Source organism: Oricola sp. (assembly GCF_022763245.1).
In the GTDB taxonomy this organism is placed as follows: Bacteria; Pseudomonadota; Alphaproteobacteria; order Rhizobiales; family Rhizobiaceae; genus Oricola.
In genome coordinates, this window is record NZ_JALEGV010000011.1 from 175,329 (window position 1) to 199,819 (window position 24,491).

Genomic DNA, 24,491 nt, shown 5'->3' on the forward strand with positions numbered 1-24,491 from the left:
CAGCGAGACGAGCCGGCCGCCGAGAAGATCATCATCGGAAATGGCGCTCAATTCTCTGGACGCGCCAATCTTGGCATTCTATTGGTATGCCATTATGATCACACAGACTGCCGAAGTGCGGCGCATGATACAGTCCGCCCTTCGGTGCAACAAACCCGCCTGATCCGCCATCCCGGCAATCACGCTACTTCTTTCCGCCGCACCCAGCGCGCGGCTCCGACTACCAGGACCGTCACATGCCACTGATCTCTTCCGAATCGCGCGGCGTCTTCGTCATCAGCGCCACCCCCTTCACCGACAATGGCAACCTCGACCTGCCGAGCCTCGAACGAGTCACCGATTTCTATATCGAGAAGGGCGCGGACGGACTGACCTTGCTCGGCATGATGGGCGAGGCGCCGAAGCTGTCCGCCGAGGAAAGCCGGCAGGTCGTGCGAACGGCGATCGCGCGCGCGAACGAACTGCCGGTCATCGTCGGCGTCTCAGCACCCGGTTTGGCCGCGCTGAGCGATCTCGCCGCCTTCTCCATGGACGCGGGCGCGGCCGGCGTGATGATCGCTCCGCCCACGGGTCTGGAAACCAACGAACAGATCATCGCCTATTTCAAGAATGCGGTCGAAGCGCTCGGCACGGACATTCCCGTCGTCTTGCAGGACTTTCCGCTATCGACCCGGGTGCACATCTCGGTCGCGACGCTCGGCACAATCATCGAGACTTGTCCCTCGATCGTCATGCTCAAGCACGAGGACTGGCCGGGGCTTGAAAAGGTCACCGCGCTGCGCGCCGCGGAAGCCAATGGCCGGCGACGCATCTCGATCCTGTGCGGCAATGGCGGCATGTTCCTGCCCGAGGAAATGGGCCGCGGCGCCGATGGCGCGATGACCGGTTTCGGCTATCCGGAGATGATGCGGGACGTCGTCGCGCTCGCCGCGAGCGGCGACATGGCGCGCGCCCAGGACATCTTCGACGCCTATCTGCCCATGGTCCGCTACGAACAGCAGCCCGGCATCGGTTTGGCCATGCGCAAGCATGTCCTGCACAAGCGCGGCGCAATCGGGTCTCCGGTGTTGCGCAAACCGGGGGCCGGCCTTTCAGCCGAAGCTGTCGCAGAAGTCGATCGTCTGATGGCACGGCTTGATCGCAGGCTGGCGGAACTGAGCTGATCCCCTTCGATCAGCCCTTGGCGGCGTAGCCTTCGAGCCGGCGCGCCGGCAGGAACGCGATCAGCAGCACGCAGATCCCCATCAGCACAGTCGGCACCATGGCCAGGATGCCCGGCGCAACCTCGGTGCCGTCCGTCGTGCTCAATAGGCCGGACCAGAGCGCTGCGGCCCCGGCGAGCGTGACACCCAACGTTCCGCCCAATGACCGCAGGAAGGATTGCACGCCGATCGCCGCCCCTATCTGACCCGGTCCGGCGGAGTTCTGCACCACCAGCGTGAAGATCGGATAGAGAAGCCCTATCCCGAGACCGAGCCCCACCACTGCAAGAAGCGCGGCGAAGAGCGGGACGGACCAGATGCCGAACAGGCAGAAGACCAGGGAGAAGGCGAAGGACAGAAACGCCGACATGAGCATCATCGGCTTGTAGGCGGGGTTACGGCGCAGCAGCCGCGGCGGAATGTAGGCCCCCACCATGATGGCGCCGACAAAGGCGAGAAGCGCCACGCCGGCCGTGCCCGGATCGAGTCCGTAGACGGCTTGCAGCCAAATCGGCAGGTAGACGGCGAGCCCCAAATTGGACCCCTGCGCCATGGCAAGCGCAAGCGCGGTCAGAAGGATGGACCGGTCCGACATCACCGCCAGCGGCACGAGCGGATCGGCGGCGCTCCGGATGTGGCGCGCGAACAAACCCCAGAACGAGACAGCCGCGACCACCAGCACGAGTGTGCCGGCTTTTCCGAAATGCCCCTCGAGAAGAAGAATGGACGGGACCGCAGCGCACAGCAGAAACAGCGCGCCGACACCATCAAGCCGCCGCCCCTTGTGCGGCGCCCGCGGCGCCAGGGCCGAAGTCACGCCCCAGATCACGAGCGCGCAGGCCGGAAGATTGATCCAGAAAACCCAGCGCCAGTCGAGCCACGCGGCGACGACGCTGCCGGCCACCGGCCCGAGCAGACCCGCGACCGCGTAGATCGTCGAGATATACGCGCTGAACACCGCGCGACGGCGCATCGGAACGCGGTCGGCGACAATGATGAAGGGCAAGGCGACAAGACCGCCCGCCCCTGCGCCCTGCACGATCCGGGCGAGCACCAGCACTTCGAGGCCCGTGGCGAGCGCGCAGCCGAGCGAACCGGCGAGAAAGAGGCCGCAGCCGATCAGGAGCGCCTTGCGCCGGCCATGGATGTCGGCGACCGCGCCATAGAGCGGTGCGGCGACCGTGGAGGCCAGCAGGAACCCCGTGGTGATCCAGGGCACCAACGCGCCCTGCCCCAGATCGGTGAGAATGCCGCCGAGAACGGGGCCGATGATGGTCTGCTCGAGTGCGGCGAGAAACAGCGCCAGCATGGCGGCGGCGAGAAGCCGCGGCGTGCCGGGCGCCAGCAGCGCGGCGAAGCGCGCCCGCAATCCGGAAGCTGGCGGAGCCGGGTCAGCCGTCAACGACGGATCCCGAGCAGATAATCGACGATGGCGTCGCGCACATGGTCGAGATGCTCGCCCATCAGCCGGCGCGACAGTTCGGGATCGGTGCCGGTGGTCGCGCGGATCAATTGCCGGTGTTCCTCGGCGCCGGGTACCAGACGGTGGGATATGCGCTTGGTGTTGAAGATGTGGGTGCGCCGCCGCAGATCGAGGATGGACTGGGCGAGGACCGGATTGCCGGCGGCCTCGGCGATTGTGTGATGGACCATGTCGTCGACGGCCCAATGCTGGGCCGCAGTGACCATGTTGGACTTCAGCAGGTTGTCGATCGCCGCCTCGACCTCGGCGCAGCGCTGGTGGGTGACCAGTCCGGTGGCACGGCCGGCCACCTCGACCTCAAGGATGCGACGCAGGTCGAGCAGGCGCACATAGGTTTCAAGCCCGATATCGGCGACCACGAGCTGGCGCTCCGGCCGGCGGATGATCAGTTCCTCTGCCTCCAGCCTGAACAGCGCCTCGCGAACGGGCGTGCGGGAAATCTCGAGCATCTGCGCCAGCCGCCGCTCCTGCAACGCGGCGCCGGGCCTCAATTCTCCCGCCAGCATCATGTCGAGCAGCCGCGTATAGGCGTAATCGGACAGGTGCCCCTCCCCCGAGAAGGCCTTGTTGTCATCCTCCGACCGCAGCGCTTGCGCATTCATCCCGACGCTTCTCCCGGTTGGCAGGCACGTTTCGCGGGACCGGCACCTCCAGCCGATCCACGCGCGCGTCCGCCCGCTCTGTTTTCGATTGTCGTGAAATCCGGCGCGAAACGAGTTCCGCAGAATTTCAGCTTGACGCATTCCTGGTTTCCGATTTGGTATACCATGGGAACTCCATATGTCCACCCGAAATCCACGAACAAGAACACAGGAGACACGGCAATGAAAATTGCGCCTTGGCACGCCACGTGCATTCAGGTCGAGAGCAGGATTGCATGCAACGCAAAGAGCAAGGACGAAACCTGGGAGATCATCGAGGCCAACATCGCCCGCGCCATCGGGATGATCCGTGATGCCTGCGCCGGCCCCAACCCGCCGAAACTGGTGGTCATACCGGAATTCGCGTTTCAGGGACCGCCGCGCAGCGTGCCCGTGCCGGAATGGATAGACCGTGCATGCACAACGATGCCGGGACCGATCACCGACCGCCTCGCGGAGGTGGCGAAGGAACTCGGCATATTCATCGCGGGCAATCATTTCGAGGTCGATCCGAGATGGCCGGACCGGTATTTCAACTCCTCCTTCTGCCTCGATCCGAAGGGCGAAATGATCCTGCGCTACCGCCGTATCAACACGGCGAGCTGGACGTCACCGCACGACATTCTCGACGCCTATCGCGACGCCTATGGCGACGCCGGCATCTTCCCCGTCGCCGACACGGAACTCGGCCGGCTGGCGATCTTCCCCTGCGGCGAGATCGCGGTGCCGGAGATTTCGCGCATGTTCATGATGCGCGGCGCGGAAGTGCTGCTGCATCCCAACAACGAACCGCTCAGCCCGGTGGCGGACGCGGCCAAGGTCTGCCGGGCGGCGGAGAACATGTGCTACCTGATCTCCGCCAATGTCGCCGGAACCGCGGGCTTTTCCGACACGCTCACCGGCGGCCATTCGCAGATCATCGACTACACCGGCAAGATCCTGGCGATGACCGAGACGGCGGAAGAGACCACCGCCTGCTCGGCGACGATCGACGTGGCGGCGCTGCAGGCGGCACGGCGCGACACCGGCATGGGCAACGGGCTGATGCGGTCGCGCTGGGAGATGTACAGGGCGGCATACCAGTCGGCCGACTTCTATCCCGCCAACGCGCTCGCCGACCATCCGGTCAAGACCATGCAGGACTTCACCGAGGTCCATCGTGCCGCTCTGGCCAACCTCGAAGCCGAGGGCGTGCTGCGTCCGGCCTGATCCGGTTCGCCGGGGCGCGCCGACGGCTGCGCCCCGGCCTTGAACGGGCCGCGACCGGTCTCCGGCCCCGGATTGCAAGGCCCTTCGCACTGCGCGGAACACCGGTCGGTCGCTGAAATTTTCAGAAATCCAACGCCGAATTTGCGGCAATGTGCATAGAAAATGAGCAAAACAGGGAATTTTCGAATGGGTGGCGAGTTTTTGAGCTTTGGTGTTTGACTGGTATACACCAGTGGCATACCATCAGAATGCCGGAAGGCGAAAAGCAACGACTGCACAGCGAACAGGGTCTCAAGATGAAGCTCAATTCCAAACTCAGCACAGCAATCGGCGCCATGCTTTTGAGCATCGCCACGACCGTTCCCCCAACACTGGCGCAAGACCTGGAAGAGATGCGCCTGCGCCTCGCCTGGATCGCCGGCGGCGTGGACGCGCCCTTCTTCGTGGCGGCGGAGAAAGGCTATTTCAGCGATGCCGGCCTCGAGATCGACATCGTTGACGGCAACGGCTCGACCGGGACGATCCAGGCCGTCGGCAACAAGGATTTCGAAATCGGCATCGCGGGTCTCGGCGCCCTCGCCCAGGCCCAGCAGGCCGCTGGCGCGAGCGACATCATCGCGGTGGCCGGACTGCTGCAGAAGGATCCGACCTCGATCATCAGCCTCAAGGGCTCCGGCATCACCGAGCCGAAGGACATCGAAGGCAAGAAGCTCGGCACCGACGCCGGCAACTTCGAGGACGGCATGATCAAGGCCTTCGCAGAGGCCAACGGCATCGACATGGACAAGGTCGAGGTCGTGATCATCAATGGCGGTGCCGACCGTGTGGCGCTGCTCAAGGGCGACGTCGATTTCATCAACGGCTGGGCCAATCCGGACGGCGACAAGGTCGCGGCCATGAAGCCCATCGAGCCGCCGATCCTGTTCGCCGATCACGGCGTGAACATCCTCGGCTCCTCGGTGATCGTGCGCAAGGACTTCCTGGCCGATCACGGCGATGCCGTCTCGGGCTTCCTCGGAGCGATCATCCAGGCCAAGGCCGAGGTTGACGCCGATCCGGAAGCCGCCCGCGACATCTTCATGAAGTACCGGCCCGACGCGGATCCCGAAGCGATCCTGGACCAGATCAAGACGATGGCGAAGTACGAGCACACCGCCCTGACCGAGGGCAAGCCCTACGGCGTGCTGGCACCGGAAGACATCGAACTGACCATTTCGCTTCTCGAGAAATACAGCGGCATGGAGCCGGGCCTGGCCCCCGACGCGATCTACACGGATGCCTACCTGCCGGCATCCGAATAACGACAACAGCGACTGACAACCCCGGGCCCTCGCGGGCCCGGGCTTTCTTGAAAGAAGAGACATGGATTTCGGACTATCCGGCAAGCATGCCCTTGTCACCGGCGCCAGTTCCGGCCTTGGCCTGGCGATCGCCACGGCGTTGCTCGCCGAAGGCGCGAGCGTCACGCTTGCCGCCCGCTCGCAAGACAAGCTGCAGGCCGCCATCGACGGCTTGCCCGACGGCCTCAAGCCGCTGGCCGACACCGTGCTGGCGGATTTCAACGATCCGCAGGTCGCCGAAACGCTCGCCACGGCCGCCCGCCGGCGCACAGGCGCAGTCGACATTGTCGTCGCCAACACCGGCGGCCCGCCCCCCGGGCAGCCGAGCGGCATCAAGCCGGAGGTCATGAGCGCGCAATATGGCGCGATGGTCGACCCGGTTCTGCGCCTGACGCTCGACCTCTTGCCCGAGATGCGCGCGCGCAAGTGGGGTCGTATCCTCGCAGTGACATCGTCGGGCGTCATTCAACCGATCCCGCATTTGCCGATGTCGAACGCCCTGCGCGCGTCGGTGACCGCTTTCATGAAGACGCTGGCCGGAGAAGTCGCCAGGGACGGCGTCACAGTGAATGTCATCGCCCCCGGCCGCATCGGCACGGCGCGCACGACGCAGCTCGACCGGAACGCCGCTGAACGATCGGGACAGCCCGTCGAAGAGGTCGCCGCCGCCTCGGCCGCCTCGATACCGGCCGGGCGTTACGGCACGCCGGAAGAATTCGGCGCAGTCGCCGCCTTCCTGGCCAGCACCCAGGCCAGCTACGTCACCGGCAGCATCATTCGGGTCGACGGAGGCGCAATCCGCTCGATCTGAGACCGCACCCACCCTGCACGCGATCTGGAACACCAGTGAAAGGACCGGCCCGTCCGGCGAAGACGATGAACATGATGACACAGACCATGGCCGAGGTCGCCGAAGGCGATCCGCACATCCGCATCGAGAATGTGAGCAAGACCTTTCTCGGCGGCAAGAAAGGCGACGTGGAGGCGCTTCGCCCGGTCAGCCTCGACATCAGGCGCGGAGAGTTCGTGTCCGTGCTCGGACCGTCGGGCTGCGGAAAATCCACCCTTCTGATGCTCCTGTCCGGCCTTCTCGATCCGACGGCCGGGCGCATCACGATCGACGGTGAACAGGTCAGCGGCCCGAACTCCAATCTCGGCATCGTCTTCCAGCAGGACGTCCTGCTCGACTGGCGCGGCGCGCTCGACAACATCCTGCTGCAGGCCGAAATCCGCGGCGCCGACATGAAGGCGGCCGAGGCGAAGGCCCGCGAACTGCTGGAAATGGTCTCGCTCACCGGTTTCGAGGATGCCTATCCGAGGGAGCTGTCGGGCGGCATGCGGCAGCGCGTCTCGATCTGCCGCGCCCTCCTGCACGAGCCGCCGCTGCTGCTGATGGACGAGCCCTTCGGCGCGCTGGACGCGATGACCCGCGACCAGCTCCAGATCGACCTGATGCATCTGTGCGCAAAGCGCGACATCACGGTCTTCTTCATCACCCACTCGATCCCGGAAGCGATCTTCCTGTCGGATCGCGTGGTGGTGATGAAACCGCGCCCGGGGCGCATCGAGCAGGTGCTCGACATCGACCTGCCGCGCCCGCGCCGCCTGGCCATGCGCGAGGATCCGAAATTCACCGGCTATGTGCGCGAACTGACGCAAACCTTCAAATCGCTCGGCGTGTTTAGAGAGGAACACTGACCATGTCCGCAATCCCCGACCAGCCGATCCGCGCACGCAACGAGATGCTGCATCGTGTCGTGACCTTCATGCCGCCGGCGTTCTGGACCCTCGTCTGCCTGATCATCTTCTGGCAAGCCGTCGTCACGCTGCGCAATGTGCCGGAATACATCCTGCCCGCCCCGACACAGATCGCGGGCGAGATCGGCTCCTATTGGCATCGTCTGCTGCCCAACGCGCTGGTCACGCTGAGCGAGATCGCGCTGGGCTATTCGCTCGCGGTGCTCATCGCGATTCCGCTGGCTGTCTCGATCGTCTATTCGCGCGTGATCCGCCGCGCCGTCTACCCGCTGATCGTGCTCAGCCAGACCGTGCCGAAAGTCGCCGTCGCGCCGCTGCTTCTCACCTGGTTCGGCTACGGCATGACGCCGAAGATCGTCATCGTCATCATGATGTCCTTCTTCCCGATCGTCATCAACTCTGTGATGGGTCTGCGGGCGACGACGCCGGAAATGCTCTACCTGGCCAAATCGATGGGCGCGAATGGCTGGCAGATCTTCTGGAAGTTCCGCCTGCCGAAGGCGCTTCCGAGCGTCTTCGCCGGCCTGCGCCTCGCCACGGTGCTATCGGTGATCGGCGCGATCATCGCGGAGTTCATCGGCACCGACAAGGGGCTCGGCTACCTGATCCTCATCGCCGGCGCCAATTTCGACATCGCCCGGCAGTTCGCGGCGATCATCATCATCACCATCATTGGAATGGGCTTCTTCGGCCTGATCTCTTGGTTGGAACGGACGATGATCCCGTGGCGCGAGCAGACCGAGATCGCCGGCGAGGGCTGATCGCCGTTCAAACAAACCAACCACGCGCAGTTCAACGGCCCGGCTTCACGCAGAAGCCGGGCCGTTTTGCGTTTGCCCGTTGGGTCCAGCGCTTTTCACTGACCACAACGACAAAGCCCCCGCAGCTTGGCGGGGGCTTGTCTCAAACGGTTGATGACAGAGGGAGAACCGCGTCAGATATCGAGAACCAGCCGGTCCGACAGGGCGCGCGAACAACAGATCATCATCGTTCTGCCACGCGCCTTCTCGCTTTCGGACAGAAGCTGGTCGCGATGATCCGGCTGGCCCTCCAGCACGCGAGTCTCGCAAGTGCCGCAGACGCCCGACTGGCAGGAATAGGCGACCCGTATCCCGGCCTCGTGCAGGACCTCCATGATGGTGCGGCCTTCCGGAATGAAGAGCTCCTTGCCGGAGCGGCGCAATTCGACCGTGAAGCCGCCGCCCGACAGGTCGGCGTCACCGGCAAAGCGTTCCAGATGGACGCAATCGGGCGGCAGATCCGCGCAGGCGACCTCGTAGGCGTCCAGCATCGGCGCCGGCCCGCAGGCATAGAGATGGGCGCCGGCAGGCGCCTGCGCCACGCAGGTGGCGGGGTCGAGATGCGCGCCGCCGTTCTCGTCGTCGAAATGGTATTGCACGCGTCCCCGGTCGCCATCCAGCGCCTCGAGTTCCGGCAGATAGGCCGCATCGGCGCGGCTGCGCGCGGCGTAGATCAGACGCCAGGCCGCGCCGCAGGCCTCGCGGTGACGGATCATCGACAGGATCGGCGTTATGCCAATGCCACCGGCGATGAAAATCGATTCAGCCGCGTCGGCGGCCATGGGGAAGGTGTTGCGGGCAAGCGTCACGCGCAGCAATTCGCCGACACGCAGACTGTCGCACATATAGGCGGAGCCGCCCTGGCTGTCGGGCGCGCGGCGAACGGCGACGCAATAGGCGTCGCGGCGATCGGGGCCGTTGGTCAGCGAGTAGCTGCGAACGAGATCGCCCGGCAATTCGATATCGACATGGCCGCCCGGCTCGATGCCGGGCAGCGTGCCGCCCGGGACGGGCAGGCAGAATTCGATCTCGCGGATGTCCGGCGCACGCCAGCGGATGGCCTGCACGCGCATCATCATCGATGCGTGGCCGGTCTCGCCCGGATTGCCGGGAACCGCGAAATGCTCCGTCATTCGGCGGGTTCTTTCGGCGCGACATAGCCCTTGATGCGGGCCATCACCTCCTCGTAACCCTCGAGCCAGTCCGTGCCCTTCGGCACGATCATGTCGCCGCCGCGGGCCTCGCGCGCATATTCGGGACGGTCGACGAACTCCGGCAACATCTTCTCGTCGCGCCACGCCAGTGCGGCGTCGAGCATGACGCGGCGGGTGAGGACGACCATGCGGTCGGAAGCGGCGAGGTGCTCGAGCGTCCGGTCAACGACGTGGCCCATGCTCTCCTGGATCGCCTGGTCCTGCAGCGGGATGCCGACGATGCCGGTGTAGCTGCCGCCCGAACGCTGCCATTCGCGGTCGATGCCGTAATCGTTGGTGGCATCCTTCACCGGCCGCCAGCGGCCTTTCCAGTCGGTCGTGGTCGGCAGGTATTCGAGCGGTCGGGCGAGCCCTTCCACAGGCGTGCCGTCCTTGTATTTCAACGCCTTCTTGCCGCCGCCGGCGGCGCGGCTGAGGTCGATGTTGAAGATCATCGTCGACTCGTCGTCGATCGGCACCCAGGCGTTCACCGTCTTGCTTTCCTCAAGCCCCCCGCCACCGGGATAGGTGACCCAGAAGGGGAAGAGGTAGCAGGCGTAACGCTGGTGTTCCGTGCCCTCATAGGCGTTGCGCTGGGCCGAATACATCGTGCCGAAATTGGTTTCGGTCACGTTGATCTTCGGCGCCTTCTCGGTGACCGTGAAGGCCTCGGGATCCGAGAGGTCAAGACGTTCGCCATCGACACCACCGACATGCAAAAACCCCAGATGCGAGGTGTCGATGTCGCCTTCCAGTGCCTGCATGTAATTGCAGTCACGGTGGGTCAGCGCGATATTTCGCTCGTCGCCCTCGCCCATGATAGCGTTGATTTCCGGGAGCGGCGGCGGATTGTCCTGGCGCTCACCGAAATAGGCGAAGACGAGGCCGCCCGACTCGCAGGTCTTGTAGGCATAGGCCGGCGTGCCGGCAGGGTATTTGGTCTTGTCTTCGAGATTGGGCTGGTCGAGGCACTTGCCCGTCACATCGAACTTCCAGCCGTGATAGGCGCAGCGGATGCCGCCCTGCTCGTTGCGCCCGAAGAACAGCGAGGCGCAGCGGTGCGGGCAGCGATGATCCATGATGCCGACGCGGCCTTCGGTGTCGCGGAAACCGACAAGCTTCTCGCCGAGGATCATGAGACGGACGGGGTCGCCGTCTGCGACGAGTTCGGACGACAGGCACACGGGAACCCAGAACTGACGGAAGAACTCTCCCATCAGTGTGCCCCGTCCGACGCTGCACAGGTCTATATTCTCTTCTGCTGTGATCATGTGTCTCTCCTAGAGTTCAACGGTGGATTCCGGCTCGGCCGACCCGGCGGCAAGCGGTTCGAGCACGCCCGCGTTCTCGAGATTGACGCGGGACCGCGCGATCGCCGGCGCGATCTGGCTCACGTCGGTCATCGGCGCGTCGAGAAAGGCGTCGGCGGGATAGAAGCGCGCCGCTTCGTAGTACGGCACGTACATTTCGAATCGGGCCCGAAGGAGCGGGTTCGACAGGCCGGTATCGGCTCGGCGGTCATGGCGCAGCGCAGCGATGTCGATCATCGCGGATACGGCGGTGCTTTCCTCCGCATCCTCCTGATAGGCGAGCGTATTCCCCTGGTGGTCGAGGATGTGGGAACGCCCGCCGAGGAGGGACCCGTCTGGCGAAAATCCGATCGGCCCGGCGACGTTGGCCGACACCATGCAGGTCATGTTCTCGGCGATCCGCGCGATCTTCGCCGCCTCCTGCGACGCCGAATAGCGCGAATTGGTCGGATGCAGGATCACCTCGGCGCCCTGCATCATCATGACACGCGCGACCTCGGGAACGCTGATCTCGCCGCAGGCGACGACGCACAGCTTGCCGAGCGGCGTGTCGGCCACTGGGAAGACCTCTTCCATCGGCGTCTGTTCGAGATAGGCCGTGCGGAAATCGTGAACCGAGGGGAAGGCCGCCGTGTTCACCCGCCGGTAGCGCAGGATGACCTCGCCATCGGGACCGATGATGAAGGAGGTGTTGAAATAGCGCCCCGGCCATTCGTCCGGCGCCTCGAAGGCGTTACCGGCGATGTAGATGCCCTTGCGCCGGGCGAGATCCTGCAGGGGCTCCGTCAACCAGCCCGGGACGGGTGAGCAGGCCCGTTCGATCCACTGGCCGACCGGCATGCCGAGCGGCGGCCCCTGCATCCCGAACTCAGGAAAGACGACGAGATCCGGCGGCGTATCCGACGCGCAGGCCTGCTCGATGAGACCGACAAGGCGCGCCTGGTTGCGTGCGATGACCTGCCGGGCCTCGGCCGTGTCGGAGGCCTGGCTGGCGCGCTCGCTCTTCATCTGGATGCAGGTCGCCCGCCACGGTTTCGGTGCGTTCTGTCCAGTGGTCATGCGCAGTCTCCGGGTTCGTCGGCAGACTGATTGCCCACCATTGGTATACCAACAATGATCTATCAACTGCGCGGCGATTGCAAGGCCGCAACATCACGAAATGCGCATTGACGGGAGAAACGGCAGACCCTGATTTGTGGGGAAACAACCTGAAAGCGATGTCGCCGGGCGCATCTTCGCGTGACATACGACTGGAATACGGTGCAAACACCATGACCACTCGCGCGCAAAGCCCGACGGCACCGTGCGTCGAAGGTCAACCGTACGAAGAGGATCCGCCATGACCGAGGTTTCACCGATATCCGCCGCCGGCGAAGGCGCGAAACCGAATCTCACGGAACAGGTCTACGACAAGCTGATCCAGATCCTGATCAGCGGAGAACTGCGGCCCGGCGACGTGATCGTGGAACGCAAGATCGCCGAACGGCTGAACGCGTCGCGCACCCCCGTGCGTGAGGCGCTCGGGCGCCTCGAAGCCGAACGGCTGGTGTTCAAGCAGCCCAATCGCGGCGTGACAGTCAGCCCGTTTTCGACCGAGGCCCTGCTGGAAATTCTAAATGTACGCCAACTGCTCGAGGCGGAGGCGGCTCGGTTGGCGGCGGGGAGGCTGTCGGCGTCGAAGGTCGAACAAATACGCGACCGCATCATCGAACTCGGCAAGCAGAGCACGGTCAGCCTGGCGGAAACCTGGGAGGTGGACGACATGCTGCACAGCACGATCGCCGAGGCCTCCGGCAACGCACTGCTGGCCGAACTGATCCGCGACCTGCGCCGCCGCACGCACGTCTTCAACGCCTATCGCAATCCGCACGAGTCCCGGTTCAACGTGAAGGAAAGCCTGCACATGCTCGACGCCGTCGCCGGCGACGACCCGGATGCGGCGCGCGCGGCGATGTCCGACCATATTTCCGTGGTCAAGACCGCGATCATCAACCGCCTGACCGGCGTCATCGCCTAGACCCGAACCGCTCCACCCAAGCGGGTTTGCCGCTCCGTCGCAGCGGGTCAGCCCCATTTTCAGCGCCTTCCGCACAACCGTCCCGATGCCGGCTTGCAAACGGCGGCATCGTGTGGCACGAATTTGGCATACCATTCGCACACCAAATTCGGAAACGAGGCACAATGCTCTATGAACTCACGACCCTCGCGCTCCTGCCGAACCGGCTCGGCGCGGTCATGCCGGTCCTGTCCGACGTCTGCGCGGCGGCCTCCCCGTCCGGTGAATTGCTCGGCTGCTTCTCCATCGAGTTCGGCGTCCTCAACCGCTTCCACCTGCTCTCACGCTACGAGAGCACCGACGCGATCAGCACCGATCGCGCCAGCTACATGGAAAAGGACGATCCCTACGGCATCGCCGAACATCTCGGCGGCGTGAGCCGCACCGCCTACAAGCCGTTGTCATTTTCCAAGGAGATCGTGCCGGGCAGCTTCGGCCCGTTCTACGAGTTCCGCACCTACACCCTGGCGCCGCACGGACTGGCGGAGACGGAAGAAGCCTGGGCCAAGGTCATCGACCGGCGCGACGCGATGTCGCCGCTCCTCGGCATCATGGCCTCGATCGAGGACGCGCCGAAGAAGATGCTCCACATCTGGCCCTACTCGGCGCTCGAAGACCGGGTGAAGGCGCGCGCGCAGGCGTCCAAGGAAGGCATCTGGCCGCCCCCCGGCGGTTCGGCCCAGCTGACCTCGCTGACATCCGAACTCGGCGTGGCGACCGCCGCGTCTCCGCTGAAATGAGCGCACACCGGCACCCGCTTCCGGCGGCGCTGCTCGACAGCCTGCCGCCCCCGCCCCCTCCGGTGGCCAAGTTCCTGCCGGCGCGCATTGCCGGCGGACTGGTGTTCCTGTCGGGTCTTGCGCCGGTGGAAGACGGCGTCGCGCTCACCGGGCGCATCGGCGCCGAGATCGACACCGACGAGGCCAGGCGCCGCGCCCGGCTCGTCGGACTGGCGCTGTTGTCGAACCTGCGCGCCGCGATCGGCGACCTGAACCGCGTCCACGAGGTCGTGAAACTGAACGGCTTCGTCAACGCGGTGCCGGAGTTCACCGGCCATCCCGCCGTGATCGACGGCTGCTCCGAAGTCTTCATCGAGGCCTTCGGCGAGATGGGCCGACATGCGCGAACCGCGGTCGGCGTCGCGTCACTGCCCGGCAACATCTCCGTCGAAGTCGAGGCTGTCGTCGCCTTGAAGTAGGAGCGGCCGAGCGTTCACGGCCGATCCGCGCAGCTCACGGCTGCGCGGCCTCCCCAACGCCGTCGGCTTCCCGGCGGCGGCCGTTCCTGAAGGACGACGCGATACCCCACACCAGCAGGATCGCCGAGATCGCCAGCACGCTTCCGCTGATCGGCCGGGTGACGAATTCCGAAAAATCGCCGCCGCTGATCGTCAGCACACGGCGGAAGTTTTCCTCGATCATCGGACCGAGAATGTATCCGATCACGAGCGGCGCGGGCTGGAAGTCCCACAGCCGCAGCACGTAGCCGACGCCGCCGAGAAGGAACACGAGCACGACGTCGAAAACGGAGTTGTTGACGCTGTAGGTGCCGATGCAGATCAGGACGACGATCAGCGGGTAGAGAAACTGATAGGGGATCTGCAGGAAGCGGACCCACAGCCCGATCAGCGGGATGTTCAGCAGCAGAAGGATCACGTTGCCGATCCAGAAACTGGCGATCAGGCCCCAGAACACCTCGGGGTGGCGGTCGAGCATGACAGGCCCCGGCGTGATGCCGTGGATCATCATGGCGCCCAGGATCAGCGCCATCGAGGCGCTTCCGGGAATGCCGAGGGTCAGGGTGGGAATGAAGGCTGTCTGCGACGAGGCGTTGTTGGCGGCCTCCGGCGCGGAGACGCCCTCCACGGCGCCGTTTCCGAAGCGCTCCGGATGGCGCGACAGGCGCTTCTCCAGGGCATAGGTCATGAAGGACGACATCGTCTGGCCGGTGCCCGGCAGCGTTCCGAACAGCACGCCGACACCGGTGCCGCGCAGGATCGGCAGCGCGGACACGCGCCAGTCCGCCCGGGTCGGGATCATCGACCGCAGGCTGATCTTGCGCGAGACCTCCGACTTGCCGCCCTGCCGGATCGACGCGATGACTTCGGTCACGCCGAACAATCCCATCGCCAGCGCGATCAGGTTCACGCCGCTGTTGAGCTCGGCATAGCCGAAGGTGAAGCGCGGCGTGCCGGTGTTGACGTCGATGCCGACCGTGCCGAGCGTGATGCCGATGACCACCATGGCGATGCCCTTGACCGGCGAGCCCTGCGCGATGGTCGCAGCGCCGATGAGCCCCAGCACCATGATCGCCACATATTCGGCGGGGCCGAATTTGAGCGCGACGGATGCGAGCAGCGGACCGAACGCCATCAGGACGATGATGCCGATGACGCCGCCGACGAAAGAGGCGATGGTCGTCATGAACAGCGCCACGCCCGCCCGGCCCTGCTGCGCCAGCGGATAGCCGTCGAGACAGGCCACCGCCGAGGACGGGGTGCCCGGCAAGTTCAGCAGGATCGCTGCGGTCGACCCGCCATATTCCGCGCCGTAATAGACGCCCGCGAGCATCACCAGCGCGGTTGTCGGATCGAGATAGAACGTGACCGGCAGCAGGAGCGAGATGGCGGCGATCGACCCGATGCCGGGCAGGACGCCGATGAAGGTGCCGAGAAACACACCGATGAAACAGTAGAGCAGGTTCTGCAGCGAGAAGGCCGTGGCAAAACCAAGCGCGAGATCGGACATCATCTGCATCAGAACCGCCAGGCGAATGCGGGCATCGGCAGGCGCAGGCCGTAGCTGAAGATCAGCCAGGACAGTGCCGCGATGACCAGGGAAAGAAGAAAGGCGGCGAGCAGCCTGTTGCCGGCCTGCGACTGCGACGCGACCAGCACGGTGGCGACCACCGTCGGGACAAGGCCGACCCGCTCGAGCAGAAGCGCGAAGATCAGGACGCTGGCGCTGATCATCACGAAGGGACGCATGTTCGGCAATCCGATCCGCGTTTCCTCGCGCACCGCCTGCACGACGACCAGCACCCCGAGTACGGTGAGCGTGGCGCCGAGGATGGCCGGCACGTAGCCAGGCCCCATCTGCCGCAGCGTGCCCATCCGGTAGTCGAACGACGTGACGAGCACCAGAAGGCCGAACGCCAGGATCAGGATGCCGCCGAATGCGGCGGCGAGCTTCCGGCCGCTGCGGGACCCGACGTCGCCGTCATCGCTCCCGGGATTTGCATGATCTCCAATGCCCGCCAAGTGCCGTCTCCTCCCAGCGCTTTCCCGGGCGGCAGCATGGCGCCCGGCAGTCGCGAAAATCTAGATGCGCCCTGCATCACTGTCAAAGCGCTTGTTTCATATTCCAATCATATTGTGAAGCTTGCCGCGCGCGTGCCAACGCGATTTTGATTGAAATATGAAACATGCAATTTCATTACAAAACAAAAGTTGACTCCGGACCCGCATCGACTAGGCTGCCGATCCTGAGTTGGAGTCGCGCGTCTGACGATCGCGGCTCTCCGAACAAGGGAGGAAAAGCATGAAGCATACATTCCGCATGGGGCTACGCGCCCTGGCGCTGGCGGCGGCGTTCGCCGGCGCGTCCGCCGCGATGGCGCAGGACGACTACCCGTCCAAACCGATCTCGGTCGTCGTTCCCTATTCGCCCGGCGGCTCCACCGACACGGCCGCACGCGTGATCATCCCGGCGATCGCCGAGAGGCTCGGCCAGCCGATGGCGATCCAGAACCGGCCCGGCAGCGCCGGCAATATCGGCGTCGGCGAAGTGGCGGATGCCGACCCCGACGGCTACACGCTGGTCATCACGGTCAATCCGCCGGTGTCGCTGAACAAGTTCGTCTTTTCCGGCCTGACCTACGATCCGGAAACGGACCTGGCGCCCATCTCCATCGTCGCCAAGACGCTGATGGTCCTCGTCGCGCATCCCGACTTTCCGCCCAACACCGTGTCGGAATATGTCGAATATGCCCGTGAGCATCCGGGCAAGGTCCGCTTCGGCAGCTCCGGCATCGGCTCGGCGATGCACATCGCCGGCGCGGTGATCAACAAGGAAGAAGGCATCAACCTGATTCACGTTCCCTACAAGGGAGGCGGCCCCACCATGCAGGACCTCGTCGGCGGCCACATTGAATCCGCCTTCGCCACCCTGCCCTCGGCCATGCCCCATCTCGAGGCGAAGGCCCTGAAGCTGATCGCCCTGGCCGAGACCGAGCGCTTCGACAAGATGCCCGACCTTCCGACCGTCGCCGAAACCGTCCCGGGCGTCGGCATGACGACCTGGCTCGGCATTCTCGCACCCGCGGGCACGCCGAAGGAGATCATCGACCGCGTCAATGAAGCGACCCTGGACGCGCTGAAGGACGAGAAGGTTCTCGAAGGCCTCGAAAACTCCGGTCTCGTGCCCGTCGGTTCCTCTCCGGAAGAGTTCTCGGAGCTGATCAAGTCCGATCTCGCGAAGTTCGAGGTGCTCCTCCCGGAAATCGGCATCCAGCCGCAATAAGCGAACCCTCGGGTTCAAGCAGCACCACACAGCGGCCGGCCATTTCGCCGGCCGTTTTTCACCGAAGCAGAGGAAAATCGCATGAACAGCTTCGACCTTGAGGGCAAGGTCGCGATCGTCACAGGATCGGGACGCAATATCGGTCGCGCCGCGGCCATCGAACTCGCCCGCGCAGGCGCGGCCGTGATCGTCAACGGCAGTTCCGACAGCGCCGCTGTCGAGGCCGTGGTTCAGGAAATCCGCGACGCCGGCGGCCGTGCGAAGGGCGTGATGGCCGACGTGTCGCGCGACGAGGATTGCGAACGGCTGGTCAAATCGGCGGTCGAGGAATTCGGCAGCGCCGACATCCTGGTGTCCAATGTCGGCATCCGCCGCTACCGCGCCTTCCTGGACATGGATCCGGAGGAATGGAACCAGATCATGGGCACCAACCTCACCCCCGGCTTTCTGCTGTCGCGCCACATCATCCCGGTGATGCAGGAGCGCAAATGGGGGCGCATCATCTTCGTCTCGGGCTTCGACGGCTTCTGGGGCAACGTGACCCACCGCGCGGCGAACATCACCGCCAAGTCGGGCCTGCACGGTCTGGCCAAGGCGATCGCGCGCGAATTCGGCCCGGACGGCATCACCGCCAACACGGTCGTGCCCGGCGCCATCGACACGCAGCGCGACTGGAGCCAGTACCCGCACCAGGAAAAGGAGCGCATCCAGAACGAGATCCCGCTGAAGCGCTTCGGCGACCCGGCAGAGGTGGCAGCCGCCATCACCTTCCTGGCATCGCCCGGCGGCGGTTTCTGTTCCGGACAGGCCACCCACGTCAACGGCGGCCATTACATGTTCTGACCGGTGCGTCGTTGCACCGATGTAGGCTAAGCCGGGGCAAAGCGACATGAAAGTCTACGAGGTGGCCGGACCGGGAACGGGCGAGACGCTGATGCCGCGCGACCGGCCCGTTCCCAAACCGGCGGACGGCCATGTGGTCGTCCGGGTCGCTGCCTGCGGTCTCAACCTCGTCGACCTTCTGATGATGTCCGGCCGCTACCAGAAGGCGACGGACTATCCCTTCATTCCCGGACAGGAGGTCAGCGGCACGGTCTCGGATGTCGGTGCCGGGGTCACGTCGCTCAAGGTCGGCGACCGTGTGGCTGCCCGATGCAGCCGCGGCGCCGGACTGGCGCAATGCGTCGAGACGGCGGCCGACAATTGCGTCATTCTGCCGGATGGCATCGACCTCCTGGCCGCCGCGGTCCTTCCGGTGAGTTTCGGCACGGCCGACCACTTTCTTCATCACCACGGGCATCTCGCAAAAGGCGAAACCGTACTCGTTCTGGGCGCCGCGGGCGCTGTCGGCACGGCGGCCCTGCAAGTGTGCCGCGAGACGGGAGCCGAGGCGCTCGCCCTCGTGTCGAGCCCGGCCAAGCGCGACCTGGCGCTCGCCAACGGCGCCGCCGATTGCCTGCAGATCGGCTCACTGGACATGCACGCGGAGCCCGCGGAATTGTCGAAGAGGCTCAAATCCTTCCTCGGCGAGAAACGCCCCGACATCGTCGTGGACCCGATCGGCGGCAACATGAGCGAGGCGGCGCTGCGCAACATCGCCGTCGGCGGACGCCATCTGGTGTTGGGATTTGCCGCCGGCATTCCCCGCATCCCCATGAACCTGGCGCTTGTCCGGCGCTGCCGGATCATCGGCGACAGCTTTCGCGCCTATTGCGAACAGGAGCCGCAAGCCGCGCATGCAAGGTTCGAAAACCTGGTGAACCGGATCGCGACAGGCGCGCTTCGTGCGCCCGCGCCGGCGCATGTCTTCGACTTCGAACGGTCCGGCGAGGCGTTGCAGCTCCTGGCCGACCGGGCGACCGTCGGGCGCGTGGCTGTTAGGGTGGCGTACGATGCCTGAAGAAGGAACGAGCCAGTGACGGAACCCCAGAGCTTCGGCGGCGCGAGCGCGCCGAACATCGAACTCGCGCAACATCCCGGCGGCATTCGCACCATCACGATCAACAATCCCGGCCGTCGCAACGCGCTCACCCGGGCGATGTGCATCGGACTGGCGCAAGCGGCGGACGCCGTGGCGAACGACCCCGCCGCACGCGTCGTCATCCTGCGCGGCGCCGGCGACAGCGCGTTCTGTTCCGGCGCAGACATCGGCGAGTTCGAGAGCCTGCGCGCGACCCGCGAACAGGCCGACGAATTCAACGCGCTCATCGACGCCGCCTTCAAGGGCGTCCTTGATCTGGAAGTGCCGGTGATCGCGGTCATTCACGGCTATTGCGTCGGCGGCGGCATGGCGCTCGCCTTGATGTGCGACCTGCGCTTCATGGAACCGTCGGGCAAGATCGGCATTCCCGCCGGAAAGCTCGGCATCGCCTATTCGCCGGACTGGCTGAAGCGGCTGGTCGACGTGGTCGGCGAACACGCCGCCAAGCGTCTCATGTTCACCAGCGAACTCTTCACGGCCGACGTCGCCGCCCGCTGGGACTTCGCGACAGAACTCGTCGACAAGCAGGAGCTCGACGCGACCGTGGCGGAGGTCGCGCGCCGGTCGGCGGCGCTGGCGCCGCTCTCGCTGCGAGCCGCCAAGGCCGCGATCCGGGCCAGCACCGAGGTTCGCGACGACGACCGCTGGGAGAAGGCGCACGAACTGGCGCGGCTTTGCGACGAGAGCGACGACTACAGGCGCGGCTACCAGGCCTTTCGCGATCGCACCCAACCCGTATTCGAGGGCAAATGACGCCGATGGACAGACCGACCCGTGGTGACACCCGCAATGTGAACGACCTCCTCGAGGCGACGGTCAGGCGCCTGCCGGACCAGATCGCCTTCGAAACGGACGCCGGCGACCTGACCTACGCGCAATTCGGCGCCCTGGTCGATCGCATCGCGTCCGGCCTCCTTCGCCTTGGAGCGAAGACAAGCGACCGGGTGGCCGCGAAGGTGGGCAAATCCGTCGACAGCATCGCCCTCTTCTACGCGGCGCTGAAAGTCGGCGTCATCTACGTGCCGGTCAATCCCGGCTTCACCGACGAGGAAACCCGCTGGATCGTCTCCGACGCCGAACCCCTGCTCGTCATCGCCGACGATCCTGACGATCTCGACCGGATGGCGAACGCCACCGGCGGCGGAGGCCCCCTCGCCGTGTCGCTGCGGCCATGCGACGGCCACGACGCGATCCTGACGGACGGACAGGAACACGCGACACCTCCGCCCACCGCTGCCGCCGAAGCGGCGGCGATGCTCTACACCTCCGGCACGACGGGTCGCCCGAAGGGCGCGATCATGAGCCATGAAGGCATCATCAACACCTTCACCTTCATCAACCGGTCGTGGGAAATCGGAAGCGCGGACCGGCTGCTGCACGTGCTGCCCACATATCATGCCCACGGGCTGATCATGGCGACCGCCTGCCCGATCTTCGCCGGGGCGACGATCATGCTGATGCCGAAATTCGACATCGACCGGATGATCGCGAGACTGCCGGACGCGACCGTGGTGATGGCCGTCCCGACGATCTACCGCCGCCTTCTCGACCATCCGGACTTCACCCGCGAGGCCTGCCGGAACCTGCGGCTCCTGAGCTGCGGGTCCGCCCCGCTCTCGATGGAACTGTTCGACGAGGTCCTGGGCCGAACGGGCCTGCCGGTGGTCGAGCGCTACGCGTCGACCGAATCCGGCCTGATCGCGGCCAATCCTCTCAAGGCGCCACGCCGCGGCTCGGTCGGCAAGATCCCCGAGGGCGTGGAGATGCGGCTCGCCGACGAGAACGGGGAGCCGGTCGAGACCGGCACGGTCGGCCGCATCCAGGCGCGCGGCGTGAACGTCTTCCTCGGATACTGGAAACGCGAGGACCTGGCAGCAAGTTCGATGACGCCGGACGGGTATTTCGACACCGGCGATCTCGGCCGGCTCGACGACGACGGATATCTCTACATCGTCGGCCGCGACAAGGAGGTGATCATCTCCGGCGGGTACAACGTCTATCCGCGCGAGGTGGAGCTGGCGCTGGAACAGATCGAAGGCGTGGCCGAGGCAGCCGTCTACGGCGTCGAACATCCGGACTATGGCGAGGCGGTGGTCGCCGCAGTCCGGGTCACGGACCCGTTCCTCGACGAGGAGACGATGCTCGCCGCCGTGAAAGGCCATCTCGCGAGCTACAAATGCCCCAAGAAGATCGTTGCCGTGCCCGAAATCCCGCGCAACGATCTGGGCAAGATCCTCAAGACCGAGCTGAAGACCTCGGGCCTGATCAGCTTCTCGCTGTAACCGCGCCGCGGACCGTCAGACCCGCTTCGTCGCCGCCACCGCGGCCGAGGTGAGCAGTCCGATCCCCGCGGCAAACGTCATCACGGCGCCAAGGGCGACCGGAGTGTCGAAGACCTCGATCGCGATGCTCGCCAGCGTGGAGAGGATGCCCGCAAAGGAGAATTGCAGGAAACCGACGAAGCCGGAGGCCGAACCCGCAAGCGACGGATCGATGCTGAGCGACCCCGAATAGGAGGTCGGCATCACGAAGCCGCTGCTGAACGTCGCCAGCGCAACCGGCCCGAAAATGGCAAGCGGCATATGGATCCCGGCCATGAGCACCAGGAAAAGCATCAGCGTGAACGTGAAAGTGCCGATCGCTCCGAACAGGACAAGCGTCTCGCTGCGAACCAGTGCGATAAGGCGGCCTGCGAGGAAATTGCCGCCCGCATAGCCGAGCGCCGCCGTGGCGAACCAGGCGCCATAGACCTTCGGCGTCATGCCCAGGAACACGCTGGCGAGATAAGGCCCGCCGGCGATGAAGGCGTAGAACATACCGGTGTGGAAGCAGATGTTGGCCGCGTAGAGGATGAAGCGGGTGTTGCGCAGCAGCACGGTGATGTCGGCGAACAGCCGTCTCAGGCGGTTCTGCCCGTGGCGGATCTGGCCGGAATTGCCGATGAACTTCCAGGCGAAGGCGAAACTGGCGACACCCATCGCCGCCAGTGCCGCAAACAGGCCCCGCCATCCGACGATCTCGAACAGGATGCCGCCCAGCAAGGGTGCCAGCATCGGACCGACCGCCATGCCCATCGCGAGATAGCCCATCACCCGGGTCGATTGGCTTTCGTCATAGTGGTCGCGAATGATCGCGCGGGCGAGAACCGCGCCCGTGCAGGCGCCGATCGCCTGCAGGATGCGCAACCCCAGAAGGACCTCGAAGCCCGGCGCGAAGGCGCACAGGGCGCTCGCGACAGTATAAAGCGTCAATCCGCCGATCAGCACCCTGCGCCGGCCGAGTATGTCGGCCATCGGCCCGACGAAGAGCTGCGCGGCACCCAGCGCGATCACGTAGAGTGAAATGAGAAGCTGCACCGTCGCATAGTCCGTCGCAAACTCCTGCTGCATGTTGGGCAGGGACGGCATGATCAGGTGAATGGTGAGCGGCCCGAGAATGCCGAACAGGACCAGCAGTTTCACCGGCGGCTTTTGTCTCGCGGCCTCGACAGGCGAATCCGCCGTGAACGCGACGCCGCTCAATGTGCGTCTCCGTTCGGCGAATTGTCAGAGGCAAACAGCTTGCCCGGATTCATGAGGCCCTCCGGGTCCAGCGCGTCCTTGATACGGCGCATCAGGTCGATCTCCAGCGGCTGCTTGTAGCGCGCCATCTCGGCGATCTTCAACATCCCTATTCCGTGTTCGGCGGAGATGCTGCCGCCGAGTTCATGCACGAGGTCGTGGATCACGCGGTTGAACTCGGAGGTGCGCGCTCGAAAGGCCTCGGCATCATGGCTGACCGGCTGCACAAGGTTGAAATGCAGGTTGCCGTCACCGGCATGGCCGAAGGCGATGACCCGCGTTCCTGCGACAACCTTCTGCGCCTCTCGCGCCCCGCGCTCGATCATCTCCGGAATGGCGCCGATCGGCATGGAGATGTCGTGCTTGACGAGCGCGCCCTCATGGAACTGGTGGCCGCCGGCACCGACTTCGCGCAGCCGCCAGAGGCCTTGCCGCTGCGCGCCCGAGCGCGCGATCACGGCATCCCGGGCGAGGCCGTTCTCCAGCGCCTCTTCTAGAAACGCCTCCATTCGCGCGTCGGCCTGGTGGCAGGCGATCTCGACAAGGGCGTACCATGGATGAGGGTCCGCAAACGGGTCCGTCGCCTGCCCGAGATTCTTGAAGCCGATGTCGAGCGCGATGCGGGGCAGCAACTCGAACGCCGTGGCTGAATCGTCGGTGCTGCGGCGCGCCATCCTGAGCAGCCGGATCGCTGCCGCCGGATCGTCGAGCGCGACGAAGGCAGTCGCAATCTCGTGCTGGGCGGGGAAGAGCTTCAGGGCAGCCGCCGTGATGATGCCGAGTGTTCCCTCCGCACCCACGAACAGGTGCTTGAGCGCGTAACCGGTGTTGTCCTTGCGAAGCGGGCGCAGGCCGTTCCAGATCCGGCCGTCCGGCATCACCACTTCGAGCCCGAGAACCAGGTCGCGCGCATTGCCGTAACGCAACACGTTGATGCCCCCGGCATTGGTGGAAAGATTGCCGCCGATCCGGCACGAGCCCTCCGAGGCAAGCGAGAGCGGAAAGAGAAGATCGGCCTTCGCCGCCGCGTCCTGGATTTCGGCGAGGATGCAGCCGGCTTCGGCGACGACAACATGTTCGTCTTCGTCGAGGCGGCGGATCCTGTTCAGCCTGTCCGTCGAGATCACGATCGTTCGCGGGCCGCCTTTGGGAACGCCGCCACCGCACTGGCCGGTATTGCCGCCCTGCGGAACCATGGGAATGCCGTTGGCGGCGCAATGGCCGACGACCGCCGCGACCTCCTCCGTCGATCCCGGCCGCACGACCGCGGCCGTCTCGCCACGAAAGAGCCCCCGGATCTCCGTGACATAGGGCTCGAGCCGTTCGGCTTCGGTGATGCAATTGGCTTCACCGACAATGGCGGAGAGGTCCTCGATCACTGTTTCCACCGACATTTGGACAGAACGATCATTGGTCTTCCATCAGCGCGCTTCTGTTG

At 65.3% G+C, this 24,491-nt stretch carries 23 protein-coding genes; 14 read left to right on the forward strand and 9 right to left on the reverse strand.

Annotation, left to right across the window (positions count from 1 at the left end; all coding sequences use genetic code 11):
* Positions 1-236: 236 nt before the first annotated feature.
* Positions 237-1,163 carry a dihydrodipicolinate synthase family protein gene (locus tag MRY80_RS03655; protein ID WP_293288134.1) on the forward strand — a complete coding sequence of 309 codons (927 nt, stop codon included), beginning with the start codon at positions 237-239 and terminating at the stop codon, positions 1,161-1,163.
* Positions 1,164-1,173: 10 nt separating this feature from the next.
* Here the strand turns inward: MRY80_RS03655 and MRY80_RS03660 are convergent, their stop codons facing one another.
* Both MRY80_RS03660 and MRY80_RS03665 read right to left on the reverse strand, forming a co-directional pair.
* Entirely contained in the window at positions 1,174-2,604 is a 1,431-nt protein-coding gene (locus MRY80_RS03660) for an MFS transporter (protein WP_293288137.1), read from the reverse strand.
* Positions 2,601-3,287, reverse strand: coding sequence for a GntR family transcriptional regulator (locus MRY80_RS03665; RefSeq protein WP_293288140.1), 687 nt, complete (start codon positions 3,285-3,287; stop codon positions 2,601-2,603). Before MRY80_RS03665 ends, MRY80_RS03660 begins: the two co-directional genes overlap by 4 nt.
* A 222-nt stretch (positions 3,288-3,509) precedes the next feature.
* Here MRY80_RS03665 and MRY80_RS03670 point away from each other — a divergent pair, with 222 nt between their 5' ends.
* From MRY80_RS03670 to MRY80_RS03690, 5 genes are all read left to right on the forward strand, one after another.
* A complete protein-coding gene (locus tag MRY80_RS03670; RefSeq protein WP_293288143.1) occupies positions 3,510-4,535 on the forward strand; it encodes a nitrilase-related carbon-nitrogen hydrolase in 1,026 nt (341 codons plus the stop codon).
* Between the two features lie 248 nt (positions 4,536-4,783).
* Positions 4,784-5,836 carry an ABC transporter substrate-binding protein gene (locus MRY80_RS03675; protein WP_293288145.1) on the forward strand — a complete coding sequence of 351 codons (1,053 nt, stop codon included), beginning with the start codon at positions 4,784-4,786 and terminating at the stop codon, positions 5,834-5,836.
* A gap of 61 nt (positions 5,837-5,897) precedes the next feature.
* Complete coding sequence (locus MRY80_RS03680) at positions 5,898-6,686, forward strand: SDR family oxidoreductase (RefSeq protein WP_293288148.1); 789 nt, start codon at positions 5,898-5,900, stop codon at positions 6,684-6,686.
* A gap of 65 nt (positions 6,687-6,751) precedes the next feature.
* Positions 6,752-7,573 carry an ABC transporter ATP-binding protein gene (locus tag MRY80_RS03685; RefSeq protein WP_293288151.1) on the forward strand — a complete coding sequence of 274 codons (822 nt, stop codon included), beginning with the start codon at positions 6,752-6,754 and terminating at the stop codon, positions 7,571-7,573.
* Positions 7,574-7,575: 2 nt separating this feature from the next.
* A complete protein-coding gene (locus tag MRY80_RS03690; protein WP_293288153.1) occupies positions 7,576-8,394 on the forward strand; it encodes an ABC transporter permease in 819 nt (272 codons plus the stop codon).
* 173 nt (positions 8,395-8,567) lie between these two features.
* On the opposite strand, the gene MRY80_RS03695 is transcribed toward MRY80_RS03690, so the two are convergent.
* The 3 genes from MRY80_RS03695 to MRY80_RS03705 are packed head-to-tail and all read right to left on the reverse strand — an operon-like array spanning position 8,568 to position 11,995.
* Positions 8,568-9,566, reverse strand: a complete 999-nt coding sequence (locus tag MRY80_RS03695) for a PDR/VanB family oxidoreductase (protein WP_293288156.1) — start codon at positions 9,564-9,566, stop codon at positions 8,568-8,570.
* Positions 9,563-10,897: a Rieske 2Fe-2S domain-containing protein gene (locus MRY80_RS03700; RefSeq protein WP_293288158.1), complete on the reverse strand. Its 1,335-nt coding sequence runs from the start codon at positions 10,895-10,897 to the stop codon at positions 9,563-9,565. Before MRY80_RS03700 ends, MRY80_RS03695 begins: the two co-directional genes overlap by 4 nt.
* Positions 10,898-10,906: 9 nt before the next feature.
* Complete coding sequence (locus MRY80_RS03705; protein ID WP_293288161.1) at positions 10,907-11,995, reverse strand: nitrilase-related carbon-nitrogen hydrolase; 1,089 nt, start codon at positions 11,993-11,995, stop codon at positions 10,907-10,909.
* Positions 11,996-12,275: 280 nt separating this feature from the next.
* Between MRY80_RS03705 and MRY80_RS03710 the strand changes: the two genes are divergently transcribed.
* The 3 genes from MRY80_RS03710 to MRY80_RS03720 all read left to right on the forward strand — a co-directional run bounded on the left by MRY80_RS03710 (position 12,276) and on the right by MRY80_RS03720 (position 14,190).
* A complete protein-coding gene (locus MRY80_RS03710) occupies positions 12,276-12,953 on the forward strand; it encodes a GntR family transcriptional regulator (protein WP_293288163.1) in 678 nt (225 codons plus the stop codon).
* Positions 12,954-13,117: 164 nt separating this feature from the next.
* The gene (locus MRY80_RS03715; RefSeq protein WP_293288166.1) at positions 13,118-13,732 is read left to right on the forward strand and encodes an NIPSNAP family protein; all 615 of its coding nucleotides are present in this window, start codon (positions 13,118-13,120) and stop codon (positions 13,730-13,732) included.
* Positions 13,729-14,190, forward strand: coding sequence for a RidA family protein (locus MRY80_RS03720; RefSeq protein ID WP_293288169.1), 462 nt, complete (start codon positions 13,729-13,731; stop codon positions 14,188-14,190). The genes MRY80_RS03715 and MRY80_RS03720 overlap by 4 nt, the downstream gene beginning before the upstream one ends.
* 34 nt (positions 14,191-14,224) lie before the next feature.
* Here MRY80_RS03720 and MRY80_RS03725 read toward each other — a convergent pair whose 3' ends face one another.
* A complete protein-coding gene (locus MRY80_RS03725; protein ID WP_293288172.1) occupies positions 14,225-15,748 on the reverse strand; it encodes a tripartite tricarboxylate transporter permease in 1,524 nt (507 codons plus the stop codon).
* Entirely contained in the window at positions 15,748-16,251 is a 504-nt protein-coding gene (locus MRY80_RS03730) for a tripartite tricarboxylate transporter TctB family protein (protein ID WP_293288175.1), read from the reverse strand. Before MRY80_RS03730 ends, MRY80_RS03725 begins: the two co-directional genes overlap by 1 nt.
* 280 nt (positions 16,252-16,531) lie before the next feature.
* On the opposite strand from MRY80_RS03730, the gene MRY80_RS03735 reads away from it, so the two are divergent.
* From MRY80_RS03735 to MRY80_RS03755, 5 genes are all read left to right on the forward strand, one after another.
* Complete coding sequence (locus MRY80_RS03735; RefSeq protein WP_293288178.1) at positions 16,532-17,512, forward strand: tripartite tricarboxylate transporter substrate binding protein; 981 nt, start codon at positions 16,532-16,534, stop codon at positions 17,510-17,512.
* Positions 17,513-17,593: 81 nt separating this feature from the next.
* Complete coding sequence (locus MRY80_RS03740; protein WP_293288181.1) at positions 17,594-18,355, forward strand: 3-oxoacyl-ACP reductase family protein; 762 nt, start codon at positions 17,594-17,596, stop codon at positions 18,353-18,355.
* A 46-nt stretch (positions 18,356-18,401) separates the two neighbouring features.
* Positions 18,402-19,412: an NADPH:quinone oxidoreductase family protein gene (locus tag MRY80_RS03745; RefSeq protein ID WP_293288184.1), complete on the forward strand. Its 1,011-nt coding sequence runs from the start codon at positions 18,402-18,404 to the stop codon at positions 19,410-19,412.
* 15 nt (positions 19,413-19,427) lie between these two features.
* Positions 19,428-20,246 (forward strand): enoyl-CoA hydratase-related protein, encoded by an 819-nt coding sequence (locus MRY80_RS03750; RefSeq protein WP_293288187.1) that lies wholly within the window; start codon positions 19,428-19,430, stop codon positions 20,244-20,246.
* Between the two features lie 5 nt (positions 20,247-20,251).
* Positions 20,252-21,775, forward strand: a complete 1,524-nt coding sequence (locus MRY80_RS03755) for an AMP-binding protein (protein ID WP_293288189.1) — start codon at positions 20,252-20,254, stop codon at positions 21,773-21,775.
* 15 nt (positions 21,776-21,790) lie between these two features.
* Here the strand turns inward: MRY80_RS03755 and MRY80_RS03760 are convergent, their stop codons facing one another.
* Entirely contained in the window at positions 21,791-23,014 is a 1,224-nt protein-coding gene (locus MRY80_RS03760; protein WP_293288192.1) for a multidrug effflux MFS transporter, read from the reverse strand.
* Positions 23,011-24,447: an FAD-binding oxidoreductase gene (locus tag MRY80_RS03765; protein WP_293288195.1), complete on the reverse strand. Its 1,437-nt coding sequence runs from the start codon at positions 24,445-24,447 to the stop codon at positions 23,011-23,013. Before MRY80_RS03765 ends, MRY80_RS03760 begins: the two co-directional genes overlap by 4 nt.
* Between the last annotated feature and the right edge of the window lie 44 nt (positions 24,448-24,491).

Coding starts and splice junctions, on each gene's coding strand:
- MRY80_RS03690 (WP_293288153.1), top strand. CDS start 7,576: ATGTCCGCAATCCCCGACCAGCCGATCCGCGCACGCAACGAGATGCTG.
- MRY80_RS03740 (WP_293288181.1), top strand. CDS start 17,594: ATGAACAGCTTCGACCTTGAGGGCAAGGTCGCGATCGTCACAGGATCG.
- MRY80_RS03665 (WP_293288140.1), bottom strand. CDS start 3,287: ATGAATGCGCAAGCGCTGCGGTCGGAGGATGACAACAAGGCCTTCTCG.
- MRY80_RS03765 (WP_293288195.1), bottom strand. CDS start 24,447: ATGTCGGTGGAAACAGTGATCGAGGACCTCTCCGCCATTGTCGGTGAA.
- MRY80_RS03715 (WP_293288166.1), top strand. CDS start 13,118: ATGCTCTATGAACTCACGACCCTCGCGCTCCTGCCGAACCGGCTCGGC.
- MRY80_RS03710 (WP_293288163.1), top strand. CDS start 12,276: ATGACCGAGGTTTCACCGATATCCGCCGCCGGCGAAGGCGCGAAACCG.
- MRY80_RS03755 (WP_293288189.1), top strand. CDS start 20,252: ATGGACAGACCGACCCGTGGTGACACCCGCAATGTGAACGACCTCCTC.
- MRY80_RS03695 (WP_293288156.1), bottom strand. CDS start 9,566: ATGACGGAGCATTTCGCGGTTCCCGGCAATCCGGGCGAGACCGGCCAC.
- MRY80_RS03675 (WP_293288145.1), top strand. CDS start 4,784: ATGCCGGAAGGCGAAAAGCAACGACTGCACAGCGAACAGGGTCTCAAG.
- MRY80_RS03725 (WP_293288172.1), bottom strand. CDS start 15,748: ATGCAGATGATGTCCGATCTCGCGCTTGGTTTTGCCACGGCCTTCTCG.
- MRY80_RS03670 (WP_293288143.1), top strand. CDS start 3,510: ATGAAAATTGCGCCTTGGCACGCCACGTGCATTCAGGTCGAGAGCAGG.
- MRY80_RS03745 (WP_293288184.1), top strand. CDS start 18,402: ATGAAAGTCTACGAGGTGGCCGGACCGGGAACGGGCGAGACGCTGATG.
- MRY80_RS03685 (WP_293288151.1), top strand. CDS start 6,752: ATGAACATGATGACACAGACCATGGCCGAGGTCGCCGAAGGCGATCCG.
- MRY80_RS03735 (WP_293288178.1), top strand. CDS start 16,532: ATGAAGCATACATTCCGCATGGGGCTACGCGCCCTGGCGCTGGCGGCG.
- MRY80_RS03700 (WP_293288158.1), bottom strand. CDS start 10,897: ATGATCACAGCAGAAGAGAATATAGACCTGTGCAGCGTCGGACGGGGC.
- MRY80_RS03655 (WP_293288134.1), top strand. CDS start 237: ATGCCACTGATCTCTTCCGAATCGCGCGGCGTCTTCGTCATCAGCGCC.
- MRY80_RS03720 (WP_293288169.1), top strand. CDS start 13,729: ATGAGCGCACACCGGCACCCGCTTCCGGCGGCGCTGCTCGACAGCCTG.
- MRY80_RS03705 (WP_293288161.1), bottom strand. CDS start 11,995: ATGACCACTGGACAGAACGCACCGAAACCGTGGCGGGCGACCTGCATC.
- MRY80_RS03680 (WP_293288148.1), top strand. CDS start 5,898: ATGGATTTCGGACTATCCGGCAAGCATGCCCTTGTCACCGGCGCCAGT.